The organism is Gilliamella sp. wkB308 (assembly GCF_001690185.1).
In the GTDB taxonomy this organism is placed as follows: domain Bacteria; phylum Pseudomonadota; class Gammaproteobacteria; order Enterobacterales; family Orbaceae; genus Gilliamella; species Gilliamella apicola_I.
The window spans coordinates 1-24,142 of the sequence record NZ_LZGN01000038.1 but is presented as its reverse complement, the minus strand read 5'-3'; the positions used below and the strand labels follow the sequence as shown (position 1 = coordinate 24,142).

The window sequence follows — 24,142 nt, the reverse complement described above, 5'->3', positions numbered from 1 at the left end:
CTCAGTGGAATTTTATTATATGAACGAAAACAAACAACGTGCACTTTCAGCAGCATTAAGTCAAATCGAAAAACAATTTGGTAAAGGTTCTATTATGCGTTTAGGGGATACCCAAACGTTAGATGTTGATGCCGTCTCAACTGGTTCTTTAGGACTTGATATTGCATTAGGCATTGGTGGTTTACCAATGGGGCGAATAGTTGAAATTTTTGGACCAGAATCATCAGGTAAAACCACATTAACATTATCAGTTATTGCTCAAGCTCAAAAAGAAGGTAAAACTTGCGCATTTATTGATGCTGAACATGCCTTAGATCCAATTTATGCAGCTAAATTAGGCGTACAAGTTGATGACTTATTAGTTTCACAACCTGACACCGGTGAACAAGCACTTGAAATTTGTGATGCATTAGTTCGTTCTGGCGCAGTTGATGTGATCATTGTCGACTCGGTAGCAGCATTAACACCTAAAGCTGAAATTGAAGGTGAAATGGGTGATTCGCATATGGGGTTACAAGCTCGTTTGATGTCACAAGCCCTGCGAAAACTTACTGCAAATATTAAAAATGCGAATTGTTTAGTCGTATTTATTAACCAAATTCGGATGAAAATTGGTGTCATGTTTGGTAACCCAGAAACCACAACTGGTGGTAATGCACTTAAATTCTACGCATCTGTTCGTTTAGATATCCGTCGTACTGGTGCAGTAAAAGAAGGCGAAGATGTGATTGGTAGTGACACACGAGTTAAAGTCGTTAAAAATAAAGTCGCAGCGCCATTTAGACAAGCTGAATTTCAAATACTATATGGTTGTGGTATTTCTAAAGACGGTGAATTAATTGATTTAGGTGTCAAACATAAATTAGTTGATAAAGCGGGTGCATGGTATAGCTATAACGGCGAAAAAGTAGGTCAAGGTAAAGCAAATTCAATTAAATTTTTACAAGAGCATCCCGAGATTGCCAATGAACTTGAAACTAAATTGCGAGAACTATTATTAAATAGTCCTGCGGTTTTTTCTGATGAAGACGTTTCACCAGAAGATGAAAGTTTTGAGTAATGAGCAAAAAACTCAATAAATTAATCTTAAATAAAGCTGTGCAATTACTTGCACAGCGTGACCATTCATCTTATGAATTAAATCAAAAAATAACACTATTTTTTGCAAAAAAAATCAAACATTCGGACGAAGAGTATCACGAACAATATCATCAACTTAGCACAGAAATTAATGATGTTATTGAGTATTGTATTGAGCACAATTGGATGAATGATGCCCAATATATTGAAAAATATATTGCTATGCGAGCCAACAAAGGATATGGAAAATACCGAATTGCATTAGAACTTAAACAACGAGGTTTACCAACCGACTTAAGCCGTGAAATGCTAAATAATTCAAATATAAATTGGTCTGAAATTGCTCACCAACAATTAATTAAAAAATTCAAACAAATTGATCCCAAAAATAAACCATTGTGGTACAAAAATATACAATTCTTAACAACCCGAGGTTATACACAAGATGATGTAAAAAATGTGTACAGTTTGTTGACTTAAACTAGTAATATATCTAAAATGTATGCCATCGAAGTTTGAACGATACCCTTTACGAATAAAGCTCACTAGGTCATTTTATTTTTTCCTTATTTACTTGTAATATTAGCTAGATTCACTGCAGTATAAAGAACATCTACTATTCAACTTTAGTTGTAACGGGTATATTACTATATTTAAATATCTATCATTTTTATATGGAAGCCTAAATGAAAAGCACTGCAGAAATTCGTCAAAATTTTCTTGACTTTTTCAATAGCAAAGGACACGAAATCGTAGCAAGTAGTTCCCTTGTTCCACATAATGATCCAACATTACTATTCACTAATGCTGGAATGAATCAATTTAAAGATGTATTTCTTGGTATAGATAAACGTCCTTATAGTCGAGCAACAACAGCACAACGTTGCGTACGCGCTGGTGGTAAACATAACGATCTTGATAATGTCGGTTACACAGCTAGACATCATACTTTCTTTGAAATGCTAGGTAATTTCAGTTTTGGTGATTACTTCAAACGTGATGCAATTCATTTTGCATGGGAATTATTAACCAGTAAAGAATGGTTTAATCTTCCGAAAGATAAGCTCACTGTGACTGTGTATGAAACAGATGACGAAGCTTATGCTATTTGGGAAAAAGATATCGGTATTCCAAAAGAACGTATCATACGAATTGGCGATAATAAAGGTGCACCTTATGCATCTGATAACTTTTGGCAAATGGGTGATACCGGCCCTTGTGGTCCGTGTACCGAAATTTTTTATGATCATGGTGATCATTTATGGGGTGGACCTCCTGGTAGCCCAGAAGAAGATGGTGACCGTTTCATTGAAATTTGGAACATCGTCTTTATGCAGTTTAATCGCCATGCCGACGGTACCATGGAGCCTTTACCTAAACCTTCAGTTGATACAGGTATGGGACTTGAGCGTATTGCTGCCGTACTGCAACATGTTAACTCTAATTATGATATTGACTTATTTAAACAGTTAATTAAAGATGCAGCTGAAATTATTCAAACTAAAGATTTAGAAAATAAATCTTTGCGAGTTATTGCCGATCATATTCGATCTTGTGCGTTTTTAATTTCAGATGGTGTGATGCCTTCTAATGAAGGTCGTGGCTATGTGTTACGTCGAATCATTCGACGCGCAGTACGACATGGTCATATGCTAGGCGCAAAAGGGATATTTTTCTATAAACTGGTAAAACCATTAATTAACGTAATGGAAAATGCCGCAGTAGAATTAAATAATAATCGTGAACATGTTGAAAATACCCTAAGACTAGAAGAAGAACAATTTTTAAAAACATTAGAACGTGGGTTATTTTTACTTGATCAAGAATTAGCAAAAATTACAGGTCATGTTTTACCGGGTGATATTGCCTTTAAGCTTTATGATACTTATGGTTTCCCATTAGACTTAACGGCTGATGTCTGCCGTGAAAAAAATATCACGATTGATGAAGTCGGTTTTAATAACTGTATGGATGAGCAACGAAAACGCGCGCGTGAATCAAGTTCATTTAGTGTTGATTATAGTAATGTGATAAAACTTGATGATGTAACTGAATTTTTAGGTTATCAAGCAACGGAATCTTCCGCAAAAGTTGTGGCAATATTTAAAAATGGTCAAAAAGTTGACAGTATTCATGCAGGTGAAGACGCTATTGTTATATTAGATAAAACCCCTTTCTATGGTGAGTCTGGTGGTCAAATTGGCGATAAAGGAGTCTTAACCAATGCTAACCTTGAATACACCGTTTTTGATAGTCAAAAATATGGTAAAAGTATTGGTCATTTAGGGCAGATCGTAAAAGGATCCCTAAAAGTTGGTGATAATGTTACTGCAGCCATTGATGTTGAGTTACGTGAACGCATTCGTCGTAATCATTCTGCTACACATTTATTGCAAGCTGCACTGCAACAAATTTTAGGCAATCATGTCCATCAAAAAGGTTCATTAGTCAATGATAGCTATCTGCGTTTTGACTTTTCACATAATCAAGCCATAACAGCAGAGCAAATTATTGAGATTGAAAATCTGGTGAATCAACAAATACGTCGTAACTTACCTGTCGATATTGAGTTAATGCCAATAGATGAAGCTAAAAATAGAGGCGCTATGGCATTATTTGGTGAGAAATACGAAGACATTGTTAGAGTGCTAACAATGGGAGATTTTTCGATTGAATTGTGCGGAGGTACGCATGTTGATCGAACTGGTGATATCGGTTTATTTAAAATTACCTCAGAATCCAGCATTGCTTCTGGTGTTCGTCGTATTGAAGCTACAACAGGGCAAAATGCAATGGAGTACATACACCATGAATCCAATTTGTTAACGCAAATTGAACAATTGGTAAAAAGCGACAAATCTACAGTTTTAGTTCGTATTGAGCAATTGCTTGAACAAACTAAACAGTTAGAGAAAACCATAGAGCAATTAAATGCACAAAAAGCTAGCCAACAAAGTGCACAACTGCTCAATCAATGTGAAAACATTGGTAATAAAAATTTGCTAATCGCTAAACTTGATAATGTCGAAGCGAAACAATTACGCACAATGATTGATGACCTTAAAAATCAATTGAAGTCTGGAGTAATTGTTCTTGCTGCTGTTAATGGTGACAAAATTAATTTAGCTGCTGGTGTAACAAATGATTTAATTAATATTGTTAAAGCTGGCGAATTAGTATCTCAATTAGCATTAATGGTAGGTGGTAAAGGTGGTGGGCGGCCTGATTTCGCCCAAGCAGGTGGAATGGATCTTTCAGCGTTACCAGGAGCGTTATCTTCTGTGAAAAAGGAAATCAGTAATAAATTACAAGCTAGTTAGTGAGGATAGATTCGATTGACTTAAAACAAGCCAACAGAGTTTGTCTTTTAAATCCATTATTGTGTTTATTGATGGACTAACGAAGCTACTTTTTATAACAGTTTGGATATATAAATAACTGAGAGTAGGAGATCGAATGTTAATTTTAACTCGGAGAGTAGGTGAAACACTAATTATTGGTGACGATGTTGTTATTACCATTTTGGGCGTGAAAGGCAATCAGGTCAGAATTGGTATTAATGCACCTAAAGAAGTTTCTATTCATCGTGAAGAAATCTATAACAGAATCCATCAAGCACAAAACAAGGCTGATGAGGTTTCTGAGCCTAAAGAATAGCAATTTTTTGGGCACGAATTAAACAACTAGAACGCGTAAGCAAAAAAATGTTTGACTTATTTTTTGTAAACCGTAATATGTGCGCCACACATAATGATTTTGTTGTTCAGATAAAATCATAGTTGTTTTGGTGAGATGGCCGAGAGGCTGAAGGCGCTCCCCTGCTAAGGGAGTATGCGGTCAAAAGCTGCATCGAGGGTTCGAATCCCTCTCTCACCGCCATTTTTAAAATTTAAAATATGCATCCGTAGCTCAGCTGGATAGAGTACCCGGCTACGAACCGGGCGGTCAGGGGTTCGAATCCCTTCGGATGCACCATTTTAACAAAATTCAAAATATGCATCCGTAGCTCAGCTGGATAGAGTACCCGGCTACGAACCGGGCGGTCAGGGGTTCGAATCCCTTCGGATGCACCATTTTTACGAACTTACAAGCATCCGTAGCTCAGCTGGATAGAGCACTCGGCTTCGAACCGAGCGGTCAGGGGTTCGAATCCCTTCGGGTGCGCCATTCATTCAAGCATCCCAAAAAGATTCTTCGATTAGTACTAATCAATCAAAGGTTATAATGTATAAAAACGCCTAGAAAATTGTTCCAGACGCATTTATTAATCATACGCTCTACTCTTACAACTTATCCTAATTACCAATACCCTAAAAATGCTTATATAAAACGCTCTACAACGCTTTTTATGTTTCTCAGGCATCTAATGTCATCTATTCCTACCCAAGCCCTAAAAAGTGTTTTAAGCAAGATTAGAAGTCAAAGTGCACATTCTAAGTTAATACTAAAATGAAAAATGAACACCATAATAAAAGCGTTATGATTCCACAAATTATCCCTGTTGTTGCAAAACCAAAACCTCTTTTATTATTATTTTTTATATCACTCATAGCAACAGCACTCAATACTATAGCGACAATAGCGACGACAATACTTAAAATATTGATGACCAAAATAGAAACCAGTGATGAAATTCCGCAACTCATCCCCGCTATAGCTAAACCACTTGTTGCTTTATATTGTTGTTGATCCATTTATCTTTTGCCCCTTGATACTTTTGAAAAATAAAATAAATAGCAGTTAAGTATAAGATTATCGTTTTAGCAGATCAATATAAGATATATTTCACTTTATCAATCATAAATCACCCCTATTCAAATTATTTTCGTGATAGATGCGAATAAGATCGATATCAGCAGCAATAGACATATAACAATAACTAAATGATTTAGATAATGATTTAATACTATATAAAAATAGGAAAATAGATATAAAACCAATATGAAACATCGGTATGATAAAATTTACCAAAAAATGATTGTTAATAACTTGTATTTGTTTTTCTTTTATGAATAATAGTCGAGATAAAATATTCAGCAGTATAAGCAAGAAAAATAAATGATAAAATAATTGCTTTTATCCAATTGAACTACATTGATTGACGAATATCAATAGATTTCTTCGGGTATACCACTCTGGTTGAATCCCGATATAAATCGAGTATACTAAGCTCAAACTTTAAATATTTATAATCAGTCTGCTTTTTTATTTTAAATATGGTCGTCGCTATATTAAAATAACCATTAAAGTAGATAGATATCTTTAATTAATCATAATGGACTTTTTTTATGTTGGACCCGAATTTACTCCGAAATGAATTGGATCTTGTCGCTACTAAATTAGCGCGCCGTGGATTTAAATTAGATGTTGATAGTATTCGTCAACTAGAAGAAAAACGTAAAGTGCTACAAGTTGAAACCGAAAGCTTACAGGCTGAGCGTAATGCACGTTCTAAAGCTATTGGTGAAGCTAAAGCTCGTGGTGAAGATATCACGTCCGTACGTGAAGAAGTCAATAAGCTTGGTGAAAGACTCAACAGCGCTAAAGCTGAGCTTGAAATCTTACTGAATCAAATTAAAGATATTGCATCAAATATTCCAAATATTCCTGATGATTCTGTACCTGACGGTAAAGACGAAAATGATAATGTTGAAATATCGCGTTTTGGTACGCCAAGAACATTTGATTTTCCAGTACAAGATCATGTTGCTTTAGGGGAACGATTTGGTGGGCTTGACTTTGCTGCGGGGGTAAAACTCACTGGAGCTCGTTTTGTAGTGATGAAATCACAAATTGCGCGTTTACACCGAGCTATCACCCAATTTATGTTAGACCTTCATACCGAGCAGCATGGCTATGCTGAAATTTACGTACCTTATTTAGTTAATAAGGCCACTTTATTTGGAACAGGTCAATTACCAAAATTTGCAGGTGACCTATTTCACACAAAACCGCTCGATGAAGAAGCAGAAAGCAGTAATTATGCATTAATCCCAACCGCTGAAGTTCCGGTGACAAACTTAGTACGTGATGAAATTTTAGATGAAAATGAGCTTCCATTAAAAATGACCGCTCATACACCTTGTTTCCGTTCTGAAGCGGGATCTTATGGTAAAGACACACGTGGTTTAATTCGTATGCACCAATTTGATAAAGTTGAGTTAGTGCAAATAGTGAATCCAGAAGAATCCATGCAAGCGTTAGAAGAGCTTACTGCTCATGCTGAAAAAGTATTGCAGTTATTAGAACTGCCTTATCGAAAAATTGTGCTATGTACCGGTGATATGGGCTTTGGTTCTTGTAAGACTTATGATCTTGAAGTTTGGGTTCCTGCTCAAAACACTTATCGAGAAATCTCTTCCTGCTCCAATATGTGGGATTTCCAAGCTCGTCGTATGCAAGCGCGTTATCGTAGTAAAGTAGACAACAAAACATACCTAGTCCATACGTTAAATGGTTCTGGATTAGCAGTAGGGCGTACATTGGTAGCCATTATGGAAAACTATCAGCAAGCTGATGGAAGCATTAAAGTTCCATCCGTTTTAGTCCCATACATGAATGGTGTCGAAGTAATAGGCTAAAAAACGTTTTTTAACCCTATAATAGCGCTATTCATTAGCGCTATTTTTTTATTAATTAAGGTGAAACCATGATAAAAGGTGTTGTCCTGTCAATACTCGCATCATGCCTTTTTGGCTTACTTTATTATTATCCCGTGTTATTGCATCCCTTGTCAGTTATTGATATCTTTTGCTGGCGATTGTTGACTTCTTTTCCTGCGATTGTGATTCTAATTTTAATCGAAAAACAGTGGTCTGCCATTCATCTACTTTTTGTCCGTATAAAAACACATCCCCTTCTCTTAATTGGGTTATTGTGCTCATCACTATTATTGACAGTCCAGATGATGATCTTTATCTGGGCGCCTATCAACGGACATGGCTTGTCAGCTTCTTTAGGCTATTTTCTACTACCGTTAACCATGGTTATTTCAGGACAACTGTTTTATCAAGAAAAACTCAGTTTTTTACAAAAAATAGCAGTGGGGCTTGCGGCATTAGGGGTCGCTATTGAAATTGTCAATACAGGCGCATTTTCGTGGGAAACAGCCGTCATTGCCCTAGGATACCCCGTTTATTTTATGACACGCCGAAAATTACAAATAGAGGGCATTGCAGGCACGTTTTCAGACTTCTTCTTTATTTTTATTGGCTGTTTGATCTATTTTATTCTTAACTACAGTTGGGATGAGATTATTCATGACATGACGAGTTTTCCTATTTTTATCCCTATGCTAGGAATCATTACCGCTATTGCTTTTGCAATGTATTTTGTTGCAAGACGATTACTACCGATGGGATTATTCGGATTACTCGGATATGTTGAACCTGTTCTGCTTTCTATGGTATCAGTACTATTTTTGCATGAATCTGTATCATCAGAGCATATCATCTCATATGGGCTTATTTGGTTGTCTGTCTGTGTATTAGCATTAGAAGGTAGTCTATTTGTTTTACGAGCGATAAAGCGTAAAAGAATTCGGTAAATAACAAAAAAGCACATTTTAATGTGCTTTTATTTGGTATAGTGGGATTTATTTACTAAACGTGACCGGCTGACCATAACTTTCAATAATCGCTTGGATTCTGTCTAAGGTTTCTCTTGGAGGTGCCTCAACCCCTTCCAATTGATATTTATCCCCTATCGTATCCCACTTATAAGCTCCCATTTTATGGTAAGGCAATAATTCAACACGCTCAATATTATCCATTCCTTGAATAAATTGACCGAGTAGATGTGCAGAATTATCATCATCCGTCCAGCCCGGCACAACGACATAGCGGATCCACGTTTTTTTATTAATTTTTTGAAGATATTTAGCAAACTCGAGTACCCGTTTATTCGAAACACCGACCAGTTTCTGATGTATTTCATCATTCATCTGTTTTAAATCAAGCATCACTAAATCCGTTACTTCCATTAACGCATCAACAGTCTGATCGAGTTGTCTGGCATAACCGTTGGTATCTAGACAGGTGCTTATACCCTCTTCATGACAAGCCTTAAACCATTCTGTAATAAATTCAGATTGCAACGTTGCTTCACCACCCGATGCGGTGACGCCGCCACCATTAGGCATGATAAAACTTTTGTAAGAAACAATTTCTTTCATTAGTTCATCAACCGTGACTTCTCGTCCTGCTTTCAAATCCCAAGTATCACGATTATGACAGTATAAACAGCGCATTAAGCAACCTTGAAAAAAAACAATGAAGCGAATTCCTGGCCCATCGACAGTACCAAAAGATTCGAAAGAATGAATACGACCTTTAATCGGTTGTTTTGTTGTCATAATGATATTGTTATTTTGTTCCATAAATTTTCTCTAATCGTTGCTCACATTGCTTATACGTTATTTTAACTCAGATAAGGTTTAGCTTTCACCAATTACACTAATCAGAAACGCTTTTTTAATTTTGGTAATTATAAAAGTTAAAAATGAATAATATCAACACAACTACTCTTTTGCGAATAATGAATATATGAATTTAGTCAATATTATAAAAAAAATAGCGCCCTTTTAGGACGCTATTTTGTCGTAATTTATAATCAACTAAATTACATAGATTGTGTAAAAGTACGTGTAATCACGTCTTTTTGTTGTTCTTTAGTTAATGAGTTGAAACGCACTGCATATCCAGAAACACGAATGGTTAATTGTGGATATTTTTCAGGGTGTTCCATCGCATCTAACAATGTTTCACGATTCAATACGTTAACATTTAAGTGCTGACCACCTTCAACTGACGCTTCGTGATGGAAGTAACCATCCATTAAACCAGCCAAGTTACGTTTACGTGCATTATCATCTTTACCTAATGCATTTGGTACGATAGAGAAAGTATAAGAAATACCGTCTTTAGCGTAAGCAAATGGCAATTTAGCAACAGATGTTAATGAAGCAACTGCACCTTTTTGGTCACGTCCGTGCATTGGGTTAGCACCTGGTCCAAATGGTGCACCGGCACGACGACCGTCTGGCGTATTACCTGTTTTCTTACCATATACAACGTTTGAAGTAATGGTTAATACAGATTGTGTAGGAATTGCATTACGATAAGTTTTAAGTTTTTGAATTTTCTTCATGAAACGTTCAACTAAATCTACAGCGATATCATCTACACGTGGATCATTGTTACCGAATTGTGGATATTCACCTTCGATTTCAAAATCAACCGCAAGACCATCTTCATCACGAATGGTTTTCACTTTTGCATATTTAATTGCAGATAATGAGTCAGCAGCAACAGAAAGACCAGCAATACCACATGCCATAGTACGAATAATATCACGGTCATGAAGCGCCATTAATGATGCTTCATAGCTGTATTTATCGTGCATATAGTGAATTGCGTTTAATGCTGTCACATATTGTTTTGCTAACCAATCCATAAAGTGATCTAAACGAGCAAAGACTTTGTCGAAATCAAGATATTCATCAGTGATTGGATCTTCTTTCGGGCCAACTTGCATTTTTAATTTCTCATCCACACCGCCATTGATTGCGTATAGAAGCGTTTTAGCAAGGTTTGCACGCGCACCAAAGAATTGCATTTGTTTACCAACAATCATTGGGCTTACACAACATGCGATTGCATAATCGTCGTTGTTAAAGTCTGGACGCATTAAATCATCATTTTCATATTGTAAAGATGACGTATCAATCGATACTTTTGATGCGAACTCTTTAAATCCACTTGGTAACTGTTCAGACCAAAGAATAGTCATATTTGGTTCTGGTGATGGACCCATAGTATATAAAGTGTTTAAGAAACGGAAAGAAGTCTTAGTAACTAATGTACGACCATCAACACCCATACCAGCGATAGATTCTGTTGCCCAAATAGGGTCACCAGAGAATAATTCATCATATTCTGGAGTACGTAAGAAACGAACCATACGTAATTTCATTACGAAGTGGTCAACAATTTCTTGAGCGTCTTTTTCAGTAATTAATCCAGCGTCAAGGTCACGTTGGAAATAAATATCAAAGAATGTTGAAGTACGGCCTAAAGACATAGCGGCACCGTTTTGAGATTTAACCGCAGCTAAATAACCGAAGTAAGTCCATTGAACAGCTTCTTGTGCCGTTTTCGCTGGTCCAGAAATGTCGTAACCATATTTAGCAGCCATTTCTTTAATTTGACCAAGCGCACGATGTTGTTCAGCGATTTCTTCACGACGTTGCATTGTCATGGCTAAATCAACACCATTTTCAAAATCTGCTTGTAATGAATTGAATTGAGCAAATTTGTCTTGCATCAAATAATCGATACCGTAAAGTGCTACGCGACGGTAATCCCCAATGATACGACCACGACCATACGCATCAGGAAGACCAGTGATAACACCTGATTTACGACAACGAAGAATATCTGGTGTATAGATATCGAAAACACCTTGGTTATGGGTTTTACGATAATCAGTAAAGATTTTTTTGACTAAAGGATCAAGTGTTCTGTTGTAAGCTTTACAAGAGTTTTCGATCATTTTGATACCACCAAACGGGATAATCGCACGTTTTAATGGTTTCTCAGTTTGTAGGCCAACAATTTTTTCTAAATCTTTTTCAATATAACCTGCATCATGAGCAGTAATTGTCGAAATAACACTCGTATCAAAATCTACAGGGGCATGGGTAGCATTTTCAATTTTGATGCCTTCCATAACTTTATCCCATAATTTAGTTGTCGCATCAGTTGCGCCAGCTAAAAAAGACTCATCACCCTCATATGGTGTGTAGTTTTTTTGAATGAAGTCGCGGACATTGACATTATTTTGCCAATCACCATCTTTAAATCCTTTCCAAGCGACCGCTTGTACTTCGTTTAAATTACTCATAGTTTTTCACCTCAGGTTTACTAAAATTTCTATCTACTCTTTTGTATATAAGGGTAAATATCATAAAAATCAATGTGGCTTACGTAAATATAATGCCCAATAAGGCAGCGCAACGGCTAAACCACCTAAAATATTCCCGATTGTTACAGGAATCAAATTCTTTAACACAAAATGCTCAACGGTTAATTCTTTAAATGCATCTGGTGATACACCAATTGCATGCCAAAATTCCGGAGAAGCAAAATTGTTGATCACAATTCCCATTGGGATCATGAACATATTAGCAATGCTATGCTCAAAACCACTAGCAACAAACATTGCTACTGGTAAAATCATGATTAGCATTTTATCTAATAAACTACGACCAGCGTAACTCATCCAAGCCGCCAAGCACACCATTAGATTGGCTAATAAACCAAGAAAAACAGCTTCAATAAAAGTATGATGCAATTTATGATCTGCAGTTTGCAGAACATTTAGTCCCCACATCCCATTGGCTACCATATATTGACCTGAGAACCATATCACGCCAACAAACAGTATAGCACCAATAAAATTACCAATATAGACTAAAATCCAATTGCGAATCATTCTAAACCAACTGACTTTATGCGTCATTTTCGGCAAAATTGTTAAAACTGTTGAAGTAAAAAGATCTGCTCCACAGCAAACAACGAGCATAAGTCCTAATGAGAAACAAATACCACCGACTAATTTAGCAAGTCCAAACGCAACGGTTGAAGTACCTGTTGTCACGGTAATATAGAATACAAAAGCAATTGAGATAAAGACACCTGCAATAATGGCAGATAAAATCGTGCTACTAGGGTGCTTATTTACTTTATAATTACCGACCTCTTCAGCGATTTGGGTCATTTGTGCGGGGGAAAGAGAATCCACAAGCTTATCATTACTCAATGTTAACATCCTCAAAAAAACTAGGGTTTTATGAGGCGGATAGTATACTCTTAATTTATGTCAAATCATCAATTTTTTAGTTAAAAAAATTTAAAAAATTATAACTCATTATTTTTATTTTATTTTTTTACATTTATTAACATAAATAATAACATTCTGTTTTGATTTAAAAAAGTGTTTAACAATTTTAATAAGCTTTTAAAACAGACAGTTAACTATTTGATAGCAATTATAAACGTTTTTTTTGCATTGCTGTCGACTGAATAAATTCGGATTAAATAAAAAAATTTTCCATCCTTTTTCTGATATATCGAAAAAGGAGGAAAATAAAATAGAACAAGTCTTAAATAAATATGTAAATGTAACTTCACGTTACAATTTGGATATCCTTATCCAAATTTTGCCCGTAATCCAATTGTTATGGATTACTTACCTCTGAAACTAAGAAGTCAACTTTGCTAGGTAACCCTGGTGATACTCGAATCACTTTAGGATTACGCCCAATCACTTCATAGCCTTTTGGTAATGTTCTGGTATCCAATTTAATCACAAAATTGGCTCCTCTTTCCCAACGACCACCCGATACACCGACTAGATGATAACGACCCATTGCATCGGTTGTAATGATTTCACCCCGAGCCGTAACCAGTTTGATCCCCCCTAATCCTTCTTCACCTTCATCTTGAATACCATTACCATTTTTATCCACATACACTTTTCCGAAAATAAGCGCATCATCAAATAATGGATCAGCCGTAACCGTTACTGTTGCATGAGAGGTATTGGATACAACTCGTCCGGTTAATGAGTTTATCGCTTTCGCTGTATTGGTATATTCGCCTTGAGTCACTCCCGAACCGACCACCAGCATATAAGTAAGCGTTACTTCATCGTTAGATTTTAATTTGATGACCTGAGATGTAACCGTTCTTCCGCCACTAAGATCAGCAACTTTTTTACCATCAAGACGCGTTGAACCTTTAACAAACTTAAAGCCTGCCGGTAAGATATCTTGTATCTTGATAGCTGAAGCACGTGGACTATTATTGATAATTCGAATTGAGTAAGGCACGATATCACCTACAACGACATTATCTTTCTGTGCCATTTTAATTATCGTGACATCCTCATCCGAATTACGATACCCTAATAGCATTTCATTTGCTAACCGTGTCAAAGTTGTTGACATATCTTTTAACATGACAGGCACAGTGTGAGCACCACCCACACCATTGAATATTACCGAAGCTGGTGGATTAGCTAAATTAATTAAGTCATGTTCAATTACTTTACCGTTATTGTCTGCATATTGATCAAATGACGGTATCAAATCAAATAAAGGATTACCACGACCAACATTGACACTACCATCGTTATACTCGCCATACAGGACTCTAACAAAGTATCGTGCTGCACCATTATTATTGGTATCAATAATGAGGTTACGGAAACTAAATTTACCATTTTCGCCACTTATTGACTTAACCGGTTGACCATTTTTATCTAAGATGTGTTGTTTATCACTATCTAATAAGTAAACATTCACACCTTTTAAGCCATTATAATTAGTAGCACCTTTTAACCCTCCACCCTGATTATCATCAAGAATTCTTCCTTCAATAAATCCTCCATTGATATAACCAAAGTTTTGATCGATTAAACTACCCGAAATATCTAATGTTGCCACGTTTTCTGTTTTAGGTGTATTTACGGTGCCATTACGATCATGATGCGCATCATCCGGATCAAAGCTTGCTCTTAAAGTCGTCGGTATACCGGTAACTTCAATTTTCCATTTACCCGGAATAATATTGTTAATTTCATAATCAACATCATTCGCTGCCAATGTGTGTGTAAAGTGGATAGCAGGATTGTTTACATTCTCGAATAGTAATGTGACCGGCGCATTAACTGAGCTATCAATTGAAGGATTGTACTCTCCATCATCATTGTTATCTAAGAACACTTTACCTTTAATACCACTAATACCACTCCAAGCAAAAATCACTCCTTGAGCATGATCGGTTGCACTCGCAAACTGGTAAATTTCCTCCATTTCGTTATCAGTCTTATTCGTTGTTGCAGCAATATTACTATCTGTTAGTAAGAAACTACTTATATAGCTAGAATTTTGAATAGAGACTTTAACTTTATAGTTAACACCTGCAACTAAGTTTTCAAACTTATATTGACCAAGATCATCAATATTTGTGCCTTTACTTATTGCTTCAACACTATCAACCAAATCATTTTCGACAAATAATTCAACTGTATAATGTGGGAACAGTGAATCAATACCAATATCTTGAGCTGTTATTGCGTTACCATCATTGGTATCGATATCAATCACAACTTGACCACTAATGCTTGCTTGACCTTTTAGACCAAAATCAACATTGGTGACTAATGGAGAAGATGCCGCATTCATATCTAGTTTTGTTCCATTTGGAACATCAGTAGCAGATATACCTTGTGGTTTAACCACATAGCTATAACTATAGCCTGAACCTGCTACTGGTTGAACAGTAATAATCCATTCACCTTCTGCAATATTATTGATCTCATATTGACCGTTAGCATCACTCACAGCGGTTAGAAGAATATTAGGATTATTCGCATCCCTTGCTTCAACGGTAACACCCGCTAAAGTAGTATGATATGTCTGATGTATACCTTTTCCTGAGTAATCTTTATAAATTTTACCTTTTAACGCTTTTTGACTCTTATAGCCATAATCAATATTGTCAACTTGTTGATTAACACCCGCTACCACTAACATATCATGATTACTTGCATTTCCACCATTAACCATGGCTGGACTGAAACTGATTTGATATCCAGACTGCAATAAGGTGCTATCATCAACGCTCACTTCATATTGATTATATGCCGTTAAATTATCAAACTGGTAATGACCATTGTTATCCGTTGTCGTTCTGATTTCAGGCGCACCACTTAAGCCATTACTTTTGAGGGTAACAGGAATACCATTTAAAGGTCTATCAATAGCTGCCGCATGGTAATTCAAACTAGCATTATCATTGATATCCATATCGACAACCACTCGCCCAGCAATTTTAGCACTACCCTTCAAGCCATAGTCGATAGTTTTACCTGCGGTATCTGTGGCAGAAATGGTTAGTTTCAACTCGCCAGGATTGACCTGATCAATGGATGAATAATTAACAGCATAATTGACGTAACTATAATTCCAATCTTGAGGATAACCCGTAATTTTAACAATCCATACACCCGACGTTAGATTGTTTATTGCATAACTTCCATCAGCGAGTGAAACGCTCGAAACTTTTGCGTTATTACTTTGATTGATGGCGCTCACCTCAACCCCAGATAATGTAGGATAATTAGCATTATGAACAGAATTACCCATAATATCTTGATAGATATGACCACTGATACCTATATTACCTTTATAACCAAAATCATTATTGACTTTTTGATCGTTGTCCGCCGAAACAACTATCGTAGCAATATCGAATGCATTATTCGTCGATGCCTTACCTGTCGGACTAAAGCTAATGACATAACCACTTAAAGCGTTTGTAGGGTCAGTCACTCGAATTCGATAATTACCACTCGATAAACCATTAAATTCAAAATAGCCATTACTGCCAGTGTTCGTTTGTTTATAGATAACAGTATCATTAGTTGGATCAATTAGGTTTATGGTTAAATTAGCAATACCGGTATCACCTTGTGACAATTGTTCATCGACATCGTTGTCCAGAACAACCATACCTGTAATTATGCTTTGACCTTTCATACCTAGATCAAGTTTGATCTCTTGACCGGTATTTGAATCAACCTGATAACTAATACTATTAGTACTGTTCCCACTTGAACTTACTGATTTTTCAACAAAATAGCTATAAACTAAACTTGAACGTGTTGGATGTGAAACAGAAACTGTCCATTTACCTTCTGTTATATTGTTAAATAAGAAGTTGCCATCGCTACCAACCGTTTGGGTATAAGTCACTTTTTTGTTATTAAACTCACCTTCAATTTTTACAACAGCACCCTCTAATTTTGTATGGAATGTTTGATAAGAACCATTTCCGCTTGCGTCCAAATAAACTGTTCCTGATAAGTTGCGTTTAATTTGATAACCGAAAGCACGTTTTTCTGGATTAAGTTCATACCGACTGTCATTCGGACCATTAATATCAAACGTTGCTATCGCCGATGGCGTTGCTGGATTTCCGGGACTAAAGACAAGTTTATAATCATTATGATTTACTGTGCTTGTAATTTCATAATTATGTTGACTTAATCCGTCTATTTCAAAAGCACCTGTAGATGGGTCAACCGGTATATCTTTAGGTGTGAAGCCCGATTTATTGTTTGCTGAATTTAAGGTTATTACTGGGGTTATTGGTGTAGATAGCTGTCCAAATGCCATATCGTTTTGACTATATTGATCATCGTTATCTCTGTCAATAACCACATAACCTGTGATTTTACTGCTACCGCGATAACCGATATCGATATTGTCAATTGAAGGTTGATTGACAGTTAAGTTAATATCTAATGACAAACTATTATTCTGCCCAACAATCGTTCTGTTATTCATTGAAGTATAATTTAAAGCATAATTATTCCAATCTGCCACAGTTTGTGAGTTATCAGCAGAAAGAACCCATTGACCTGGTGACATATTTTCGAATTTAAAATTTCCTGAACTGTCAGTTATTACCGAAAATGTTGCTTGATTATTAGTCGCATTAGAATTTGGGCTTGGCACTTTTGTCAAATTAAGTTTGACCCCAGCAAAGCTGGTATCAACATCTGTTTTACTTTGACTATTATCCACATCAATCGTTACTTGTCCTGCGATAATACCGTCATAATTAAATCCAGTACTACTACTGAAATCATCATTAGTTAGCGGCATAAAATCAATGATATTTTTATTATTTGCTATCTCTGATGCAGGAATAAGTTTAGCGCCATCTGGTGTAATGACTTCTACTTGATAATAATAATTTATAGGTAGTTTTTCGAAAAGATATTGGCCATTTTTCGATGGATTACCATTTAAAGAAATATTATCCGTATCAATTGTTTTAAGGGTTTTATATTGATTTGAGCCTGGAACCTTATAATTCAGATTCACCTTCACACCATTAGTAAGCTCATCAACCGTTTTGATTTTATTGTTATTGAAATCAATCCAGACATCACCACCAATTTTTTGCTTACCTAAAACAAGATAATGATTATCAAGTGATCCTTCTAAAGGTAATCCACTGACAGGAATAACGATATTTTGTGCTTGATTGCCTGATTTACTTTGTTTGAAATCATAGTCACTAATCGAATTCATTATGATTTTAACAGAGTAATTAACACCCGTTCCGTATAAAAGATTAGCAAAATGGTAATGACCATTGTTGGTTTTTTGAGTCATCAATGGCTGTCCACTGGCATTTAATCCTGAATACAATTCAACAGTTGCCTGTACCGAGCCATCAAGTGGATGCGCAAATTGATTTGTATGATTCAAATCTTGGTTAGAATCGTTGAAATCGATATACACATTACCTTGAATTCCGTCATAGCTAGCCTGATTATAATAGAATATTTTACCGTCAATACCTCGATTATTGATAATGATATTTGATATGGTATCAATCGGTTGCACTGAGTTTTCGCTATTCCCAACAATAACATAGTTTTGTGGGGCTAAAATAACACTGACTTTATAGTTACCATCTGGCAAATTATAAAAATGATATTCTCCATTTGCATCACTATACTGGCGAACCATTTCTTTATTCGTCGAAGCATCGTATAAACTGAGTAATACCCCACCTAATGGCTCACCTGTTGCAGCAGCAGGATCACCAATTAATGTTTTGCCCGAAATACCACTATTTGTTGCGGTAGTGCTGGTTATACCTGCCGATGGATTAGCATTTGTTTTCCCTGCTAATAAGAAGTATTTACCTTTCTGACTACCACCTTTAGTATTAAAAGATATCGGATTTAAAGTTTTGTTCGTATTGTTATCTGCATTCGCTATCACGCCATAACCGCTCGGTGGTTCAATTTCAACGGTATAAAGGCTAGCTTTCGAATCATCTTTACTCAAACTAAAACTATAATAACCAATTTCATTGGTTTTAAGCGTACTAAATGGCGTACCTGTTGCGTCACTTCCTTTATATAAATTGATAGTTACATTTGAAACAGGAACATCACCCGTTCTATTGAAACTGATATCAGGTCGACCATTATTATTGATATCGATCATGACATAACCCGATATCGACGCATCCCCTTCTTTTTTATAAATGAAGTCTAAACCACCACCTGATAAAATTGGCGTCGATGCAGTGATTTGAACATCGTTCACGGTATCAGAAGGACTTTTCAATTCATAACGTTTATCTAAGCCTGTATCCGTGACTTTTATCGTGTAATTATCATTTAAAAGATGACTGAAACGATATTTACCGTTATTGTCCGTTTTGGTATAAGAATATAATTTATTACTGCCTTTACGATAAATTTCGACACGTACACCTGTAATTGGCACGTCACCTTTAGACGCATCAAAACTACCATTATCATCATAATCGTAATAAAGCTGACCGCTAATTTCTGTATTATTATTGGCTCTAATTAACCAATATTGATTTGGTACTCCTCTTGGTAATAAATAAACCTGCATATATTCCAAATTTGTTTTTATTTCATTTGGAAGATAAGTTTTTTCTGTTTTAGATGCGCTGCTATTACCAACTAATTTGAAAGCACTATGATCCAATCCATTTAATCGCAATAACATACTTGTCAGATATAAATTATTATACCGAGTTGAGTTTTGTTTATTATAAACAAATCGCCCATTTTGTTTTACTTTGTTATCAACAAAATCAGGATCAGCGAGGATTGAATCTATACTTTTCGTTCTATCATAGTAATTAGGATAAATTCTTGGTGTAAAGACCCCTTCTACAGATAAATCTGAAAGGTTATACCGTTGTAATTCATCTGATGTTAATAAAACCGATTGCTCATTTTTTTCAGTTGATCCAGTGATGTCTAAATAAATATTACCTGACAAGGCTTCAGTGAGCCCTGAAGGCGCTATCGTTGCTTGCATAAACCATTGATTATTATCATCCATATTTGCTAATGTGCCATCAGCTAATACTTCAAAATTTACTGTACCAGGAGGTGAAGAAGGATCCTTATCGGCAATATCTAAATATTTAGTTTTATCTGCTTGATGAACAATACGGTATTTGCCTTCTGGTAATGATTTAAGATTGATTGTTCGATAGTAATCACCAATAACACTCCATTTTTCATAATTACTTCCATTCCAGAAATAGAGATCAAAATATCCATCGCCTTTCTCAAGTGTTTGTTCACCTGCATAGTCCATATCGCCATTGAGATCATTAACCGGTGCCCCCGAAAATTGTCCTTTTCCTTGCATTAGAAAGTTTTTCGTCATCGGGACATCTAGTTGTTTAAATTGTACTTTATAACTTGGCGCTAACTCTTTAGCGGTATTTGTGACAGCCGTTGTACCTGAATAGATAGCTTTAACGATGTAAGTCACATCTCGATTAATACCATCTTGTTGCCCTTGAAAACTATATTCACCCTTAGCATTGGTTAGTTTTTTGCCAATAAAATTACTTCCGTTTTCAGTACAATCATTAGTACCGTCATCTTCACAAAGTAAAACGACAGCATTTTTCAATGGTAAGTCATTAGCATTGTACATTTGCCCTGTTTGTATCTCACCATCGCCTAACCATGTATCTAAAAATACTGAACCACGAAGAACATCTTCGTTAATTTTCAATTTATACCAGATATTAGTATCACTGTTATATCTGTTACCACCACTCGCATTAACAACAATGCTTGATATCGTTTTTTTGTTATCATTAGGATCGACACTCGAACCGCTATTCTGATCATTATTTTCGAAATCAACATCACCAGCCTTGATATTACTGTCACCACCATACTCCTGTTTAGCAGTAACACGATACTCTCCATTAGGCAAATTGGTAAAATTGTAATAACCCTTGTTATCTGTTGCAAATTCAGTGATAACTGTCCATTTTCCCGATACTTTGCGTTCCAGAGTAACCCGATTTTGTTTAATTGGTGTATCTTGATTTGGATTGTAAGAGCCTAAAGCCCCTCGATGGCTATTATTTAAATAAACATATCCCGAAATGGTATTGGGTCTTTTTGGTGTAAAATAGATGGTATCTTCCCAAGTTCTATTTGGGGTTACATTAATCGAATATTCGCCATTATATGATTCGGGATAATCCAAATTTTCCGTATCATATTCAACAACAGAATAATAAAACAAACCGGCATGATCGATAGGATAATTTTGTGAGCCTCTTACGCCATAAAACCCTGGTTTTTGATAGCTAACTTCTAATTTATTACCTTGTAAATCGGTTGCTTGAGTAACGCCATCTTCTTCAAAAAAGGCTATTTTAGTATAAGTACTGGCGGTAATCGCTTCAAGCCCATTAATCGTTGAACTCCAGCTCCAGTTCCCATTAGCTGTTTTCAAATAATTAACGACTAATAAATTACCTAAATTTTTACGTATTGGTGAATACCAAAAATTTTGGTTAGTTCTTCTTTCGTCAAGTTTAGGTACGATAATCTCTTTAGCCGCAATGTTAGCTTGTGTACCATTGCTTAATGTGACTTTTCCTTTATGCGTACTTCTTGAATTAGATGAGGTACTGGTTGACTTACCGTCTGTGTCATTAACAAAAACAGTATTATTTAAATTTATATTTGACTCTGTGACAACAACTTTATAATCTTTGTTTTTTACTAATCCGACAAACTGATAAGCGCCCAAATTTCCGGTAAATTGAGAAGCAATTTTTTCCCAATCGGTTCCATTATGTTGGTAAAGATCAACAGTGGTATTAAGTCCTGTACTGCCTTGAGCCGCAAGCGGAATATTATTGCCCGTTTTACCTGAGTCTGGACCTGCTATAATATATTGCTGAGGTCCTAGTACAAACACATTTCCAGATATACTGGATAAAGATGTATCCTTAGGATCTAATTGAAACAAGAAATTAGGACCACTAGGCACCCCAGTTGAATCGGGTATTGTTAATTGCGCTTTTGCCCTGTTTTTACTATCAGTAGTAAAAGGCGGAGAAGTGACATTTGTTACCTGAATATCATAAGTCGCAACAGCTAGATCTCGAAAGCTGTATTTCCCATCACCACCTGTAATAACTGTATCTGTTCCCATTACTTTGGTTGTTGTACCGGAATAATACAGCTCGACCCTCATGTTTTGTAGACCAGTATCAATATCAGCTTCATAGGTATTGTTGTTATTTCTATCAACCACAACAACACCATCAACAGAATTGATATTACGATGTTTAAGATTAAACTGTCCGCTTTGATCTGAACCTTCCATTTTAAAAGAAATGAGTTTAGCATATTGATGACTATTATCTGGTAGTGTTACATCCCATAATTTATAATTTTGAGTTTTTAAAAAAAGATCAACATCTTCATCAAAATAAGCCTCATATTTAACGTTCAATAATGTGTTTTTTATCTCTATTTCGCCATTATTATCTGTTTTTAATACTATATTATTATCCGTATTGGTTACCATTCCAAACGTTGATTGAGTACGTATTTTTACTGGAATATCTTTAATACCTGCATCTGTTCCATTTTTAACTTTTAGATGAATAGTTCCCCCTTTTCCTTTTAAAAAGAGGTTTTGACCTAATTCACCTGTTGCCCCTCTAACAGTTACGCTTTTGGAAACGTTTTCCCCATTATTGGTTGCTATTTCAACGACATAATTTCCTAGGGTGTTAACTTCAAAGTTATACTGACCATTATCATTTGTTTGTTCACTTGATACTAAGATACCTTGATCGTTTTTTAATGTAACGGATAGACCTTGTAACGGAAAGGTTACATTAGCTGCGGTATCATCGTAGTCTAAAAATACTCTTCCCGCTATTGGAATTGCATTAGCTACCGATACAACTGCTAACGACATAAAGGTGGATAGCAACATCCATTTTAGACATTGCAATATTGCTTTATAACAAAAAACATCAACCCAAGATCTTTTTTTAGCATTCATTTTCGCTGTTGCATTACACTTAATTCGCATTATCTTCTCTCCTGATATGCGTAAATTCTTTTCTTTTCGATTTTCAGCTTTTAGGTCTGATTTTATCTGCACGGGTAAAGGTATTTGACCACTGTTAAATTTTTGCCAACTGTTCATTAGAAACTCCCCACTACATTGACAAACCAACCATGTGAACGGTAGTTCAAGCGTGTTAAGTTGTCGTTATAATCCGTGAAGTTGTAACCCACGCCCATCTTGATGTTGTCGCCAACATTGCGATAAACACTGGTCACTAAACCGTCTTTATGGTCATCTGCCAGATCAGTACGTAACGTTCGACCTTCAACCTGATATTCCCAGTCACCCGTCTTATAATTAATCCTTAGTGCATATAAATCAGCGCCTGATGAATACCAATCGCTTTCACCTTTATAACGTAAATGCCCCTGTCTTTGTGCCGCTTTAAACGCCGTCTCCCAGTTCGCATTCCATTCGTAAACACCTTCTAATGACCATACCCAGCTCTTTTGGTCATACAAACTCGATGTATAACGTTTACCGCTTGATGATGTTGAGTTCACTATCAACTGGTCATCCGGGTCTAATCCATACACATAGGTCATTTTGCCAAAAAGGTTCAGATTATTGATTACTTGAGGTCGGTAGGCAAAACCGATCATTGACTCCGTGTAATTACTTACTACATCACTTGAATCATCTTGATTACCAAACGTTTTGGCAAAATCAAATTGTCCAAGCCAACTTAAGTTTTCATTAACTACCGTTTTGACCCGGTTAGTGGTGACCCATTGTCTTATGCGTTCACTACCTTCATCTATCCGATATTCCAGACGATTGCGTATTTGAAATAAATCATTTTTATAACCATAACCAGCGGCATAAATATCCCGACGAGTTTCATCATTTCCGGTTAAACTGGTGTGATTGCGGTGACGGTTGCTCACACGGCCTATCGAGTAAGACCCCTCTATAAATTGGGCTTCCGTCGGTTTATAACTCACCCCGTAAACATCCGATGTCGTGTGGTCTATGCGGTTAGTTTTAAATTGTCGCTCAGAATATAACTCCATTTGA

11 protein-coding genes, 4 tRNA genes and 1 pseudogene are annotated in these 24,142 nt (G+C 36.0%); 10 read left to right on the top strand and 6 right to left on the bottom strand.

What is annotated here, in order from left to right; translation table 11 throughout:
- The first annotated feature begins 19 nt into the window (after positions 1-19).
- The 8 genes from recA (at position 20) to A9G10_RS08060 (ending at position 5,247) form a co-directional block, all read left to right on the top strand.
- A complete protein-coding gene (recA, locus tag A9G10_RS08095; RefSeq protein ID WP_065559047.1) occupies positions 20-1,060 on the top strand; it encodes a recombinase RecA in 1,041 nt (346 codons plus the stop codon).
- Entirely contained in the window at positions 1,060-1,560 is a 501-nt protein-coding gene (locus A9G10_RS08090) for a regulatory protein RecX (protein ID WP_065559046.1), read from the top strand. Before recA ends, A9G10_RS08090 begins: the two co-directional genes overlap by 1 nt.
- Positions 1,561-1,766: 206 nt before the next feature.
- The gene (gene alaS / locus A9G10_RS08085; protein ID WP_065559045.1) at positions 1,767-4,400 is read left to right on the top strand and encodes an alanine--tRNA ligase; all 2,634 of its coding nucleotides are present in this window, start codon (positions 1,767-1,769) and stop codon (positions 4,398-4,400) included.
- Between the two features lie 136 nt (positions 4,401-4,536).
- Complete coding sequence (csrA, locus tag A9G10_RS08080) at positions 4,537-4,737, top strand: carbon storage regulator CsrA (RefSeq protein ID WP_065559044.1); 201 nt, start codon at positions 4,537-4,539, stop codon at positions 4,735-4,737.
- A gap of 129 nt (positions 4,738-4,866) precedes the next feature.
- A tRNA-Ser gene (locus A9G10_RS08075) sits at positions 4,867-4,959 on the top strand.
- 19 nt (positions 4,960-4,978) lie between these two features.
- Positions 4,979-5,055: transfer RNA gene (locus A9G10_RS08070), tRNA-Arg, on the top strand.
- 21 nt (positions 5,056-5,076) lie between these two features.
- Positions 5,077-5,153, top strand: a tRNA-Arg gene (locus A9G10_RS08065).
- Between the two features lie 17 nt (positions 5,154-5,170).
- A tRNA-Arg gene (locus tag A9G10_RS08060) sits at positions 5,171-5,247 on the top strand.
- 266 nt (positions 5,248-5,513) lie between these two features.
- Here A9G10_RS08060 and A9G10_RS08055 read toward each other — a convergent pair.
- Positions 5,514-5,774: a DUF4190 domain-containing protein gene (locus A9G10_RS08055; RefSeq protein ID WP_065559043.1), complete on the bottom strand. Its 261-nt coding sequence runs from the start codon at positions 5,772-5,774 to the stop codon at positions 5,514-5,516.
- A gap of 594 nt (positions 5,775-6,368) precedes the next feature.
- Here A9G10_RS08055 and serS point away from each other — a divergent pair.
- Both serS and rarD read left to right on the top strand, forming a co-directional pair.
- Complete coding sequence (gene serS, locus A9G10_RS08050; RefSeq protein ID WP_065559042.1) at positions 6,369-7,661, top strand: serine--tRNA ligase; 1,293 nt, start codon at positions 6,369-6,371, stop codon at positions 7,659-7,661.
- 68 nt (positions 7,662-7,729) lie between these two features.
- Positions 7,730-8,626, top strand: coding sequence for an EamA family transporter RarD (rarD, locus tag A9G10_RS08045; protein WP_065559041.1), 897 nt, complete (start codon positions 7,730-7,732; stop codon positions 8,624-8,626).
- A gap of 48 nt (positions 8,627-8,674) precedes the next feature.
- Here the strand turns inward: rarD and pflA are convergent, their stop codons facing one another.
- The 5 genes and pseudogenes from pflA to A9G10_RS12805 all read right to left on the bottom strand — a co-directional run.
- A complete protein-coding gene (pflA, locus tag A9G10_RS08040; RefSeq protein WP_218837373.1) occupies positions 8,675-9,457 on the bottom strand; it encodes a pyruvate formate lyase 1-activating protein in 783 nt (260 codons plus the stop codon).
- 242 nt (positions 9,458-9,699) lie between these two features.
- Positions 9,700-11,982, bottom strand: a complete 2,283-nt coding sequence (pflB, locus tag A9G10_RS08035; RefSeq protein ID WP_065559040.1) for a formate C-acetyltransferase — start codon at positions 11,980-11,982, stop codon at positions 9,700-9,702.
- A 69-nt stretch (positions 11,983-12,051) separates the two neighbouring features.
- Complete coding sequence (focA, locus tag A9G10_RS08030; protein ID WP_257006728.1) at positions 12,052-12,900, bottom strand: formate transporter FocA; 849 nt, start codon at positions 12,898-12,900, stop codon at positions 12,052-12,054.
- 418 nt (positions 12,901-13,318) lie between these two features.
- The gene (locus A9G10_RS08025; protein ID WP_065559038.1) at positions 13,319-23,203 is read right to left on the bottom strand and encodes an SdrD B-like domain-containing protein; all 9,885 of its coding nucleotides are present in this window, start codon (positions 23,201-23,203) and stop codon (positions 13,319-13,321) included.
- Positions 23,203-24,142, bottom strand: a pseudogene (locus A9G10_RS12805) (hypothetical protein); the annotation flags it as partial. The gene A9G10_RS08025 and the pseudogene A9G10_RS12805, both read right to left, overlap by 1 nt.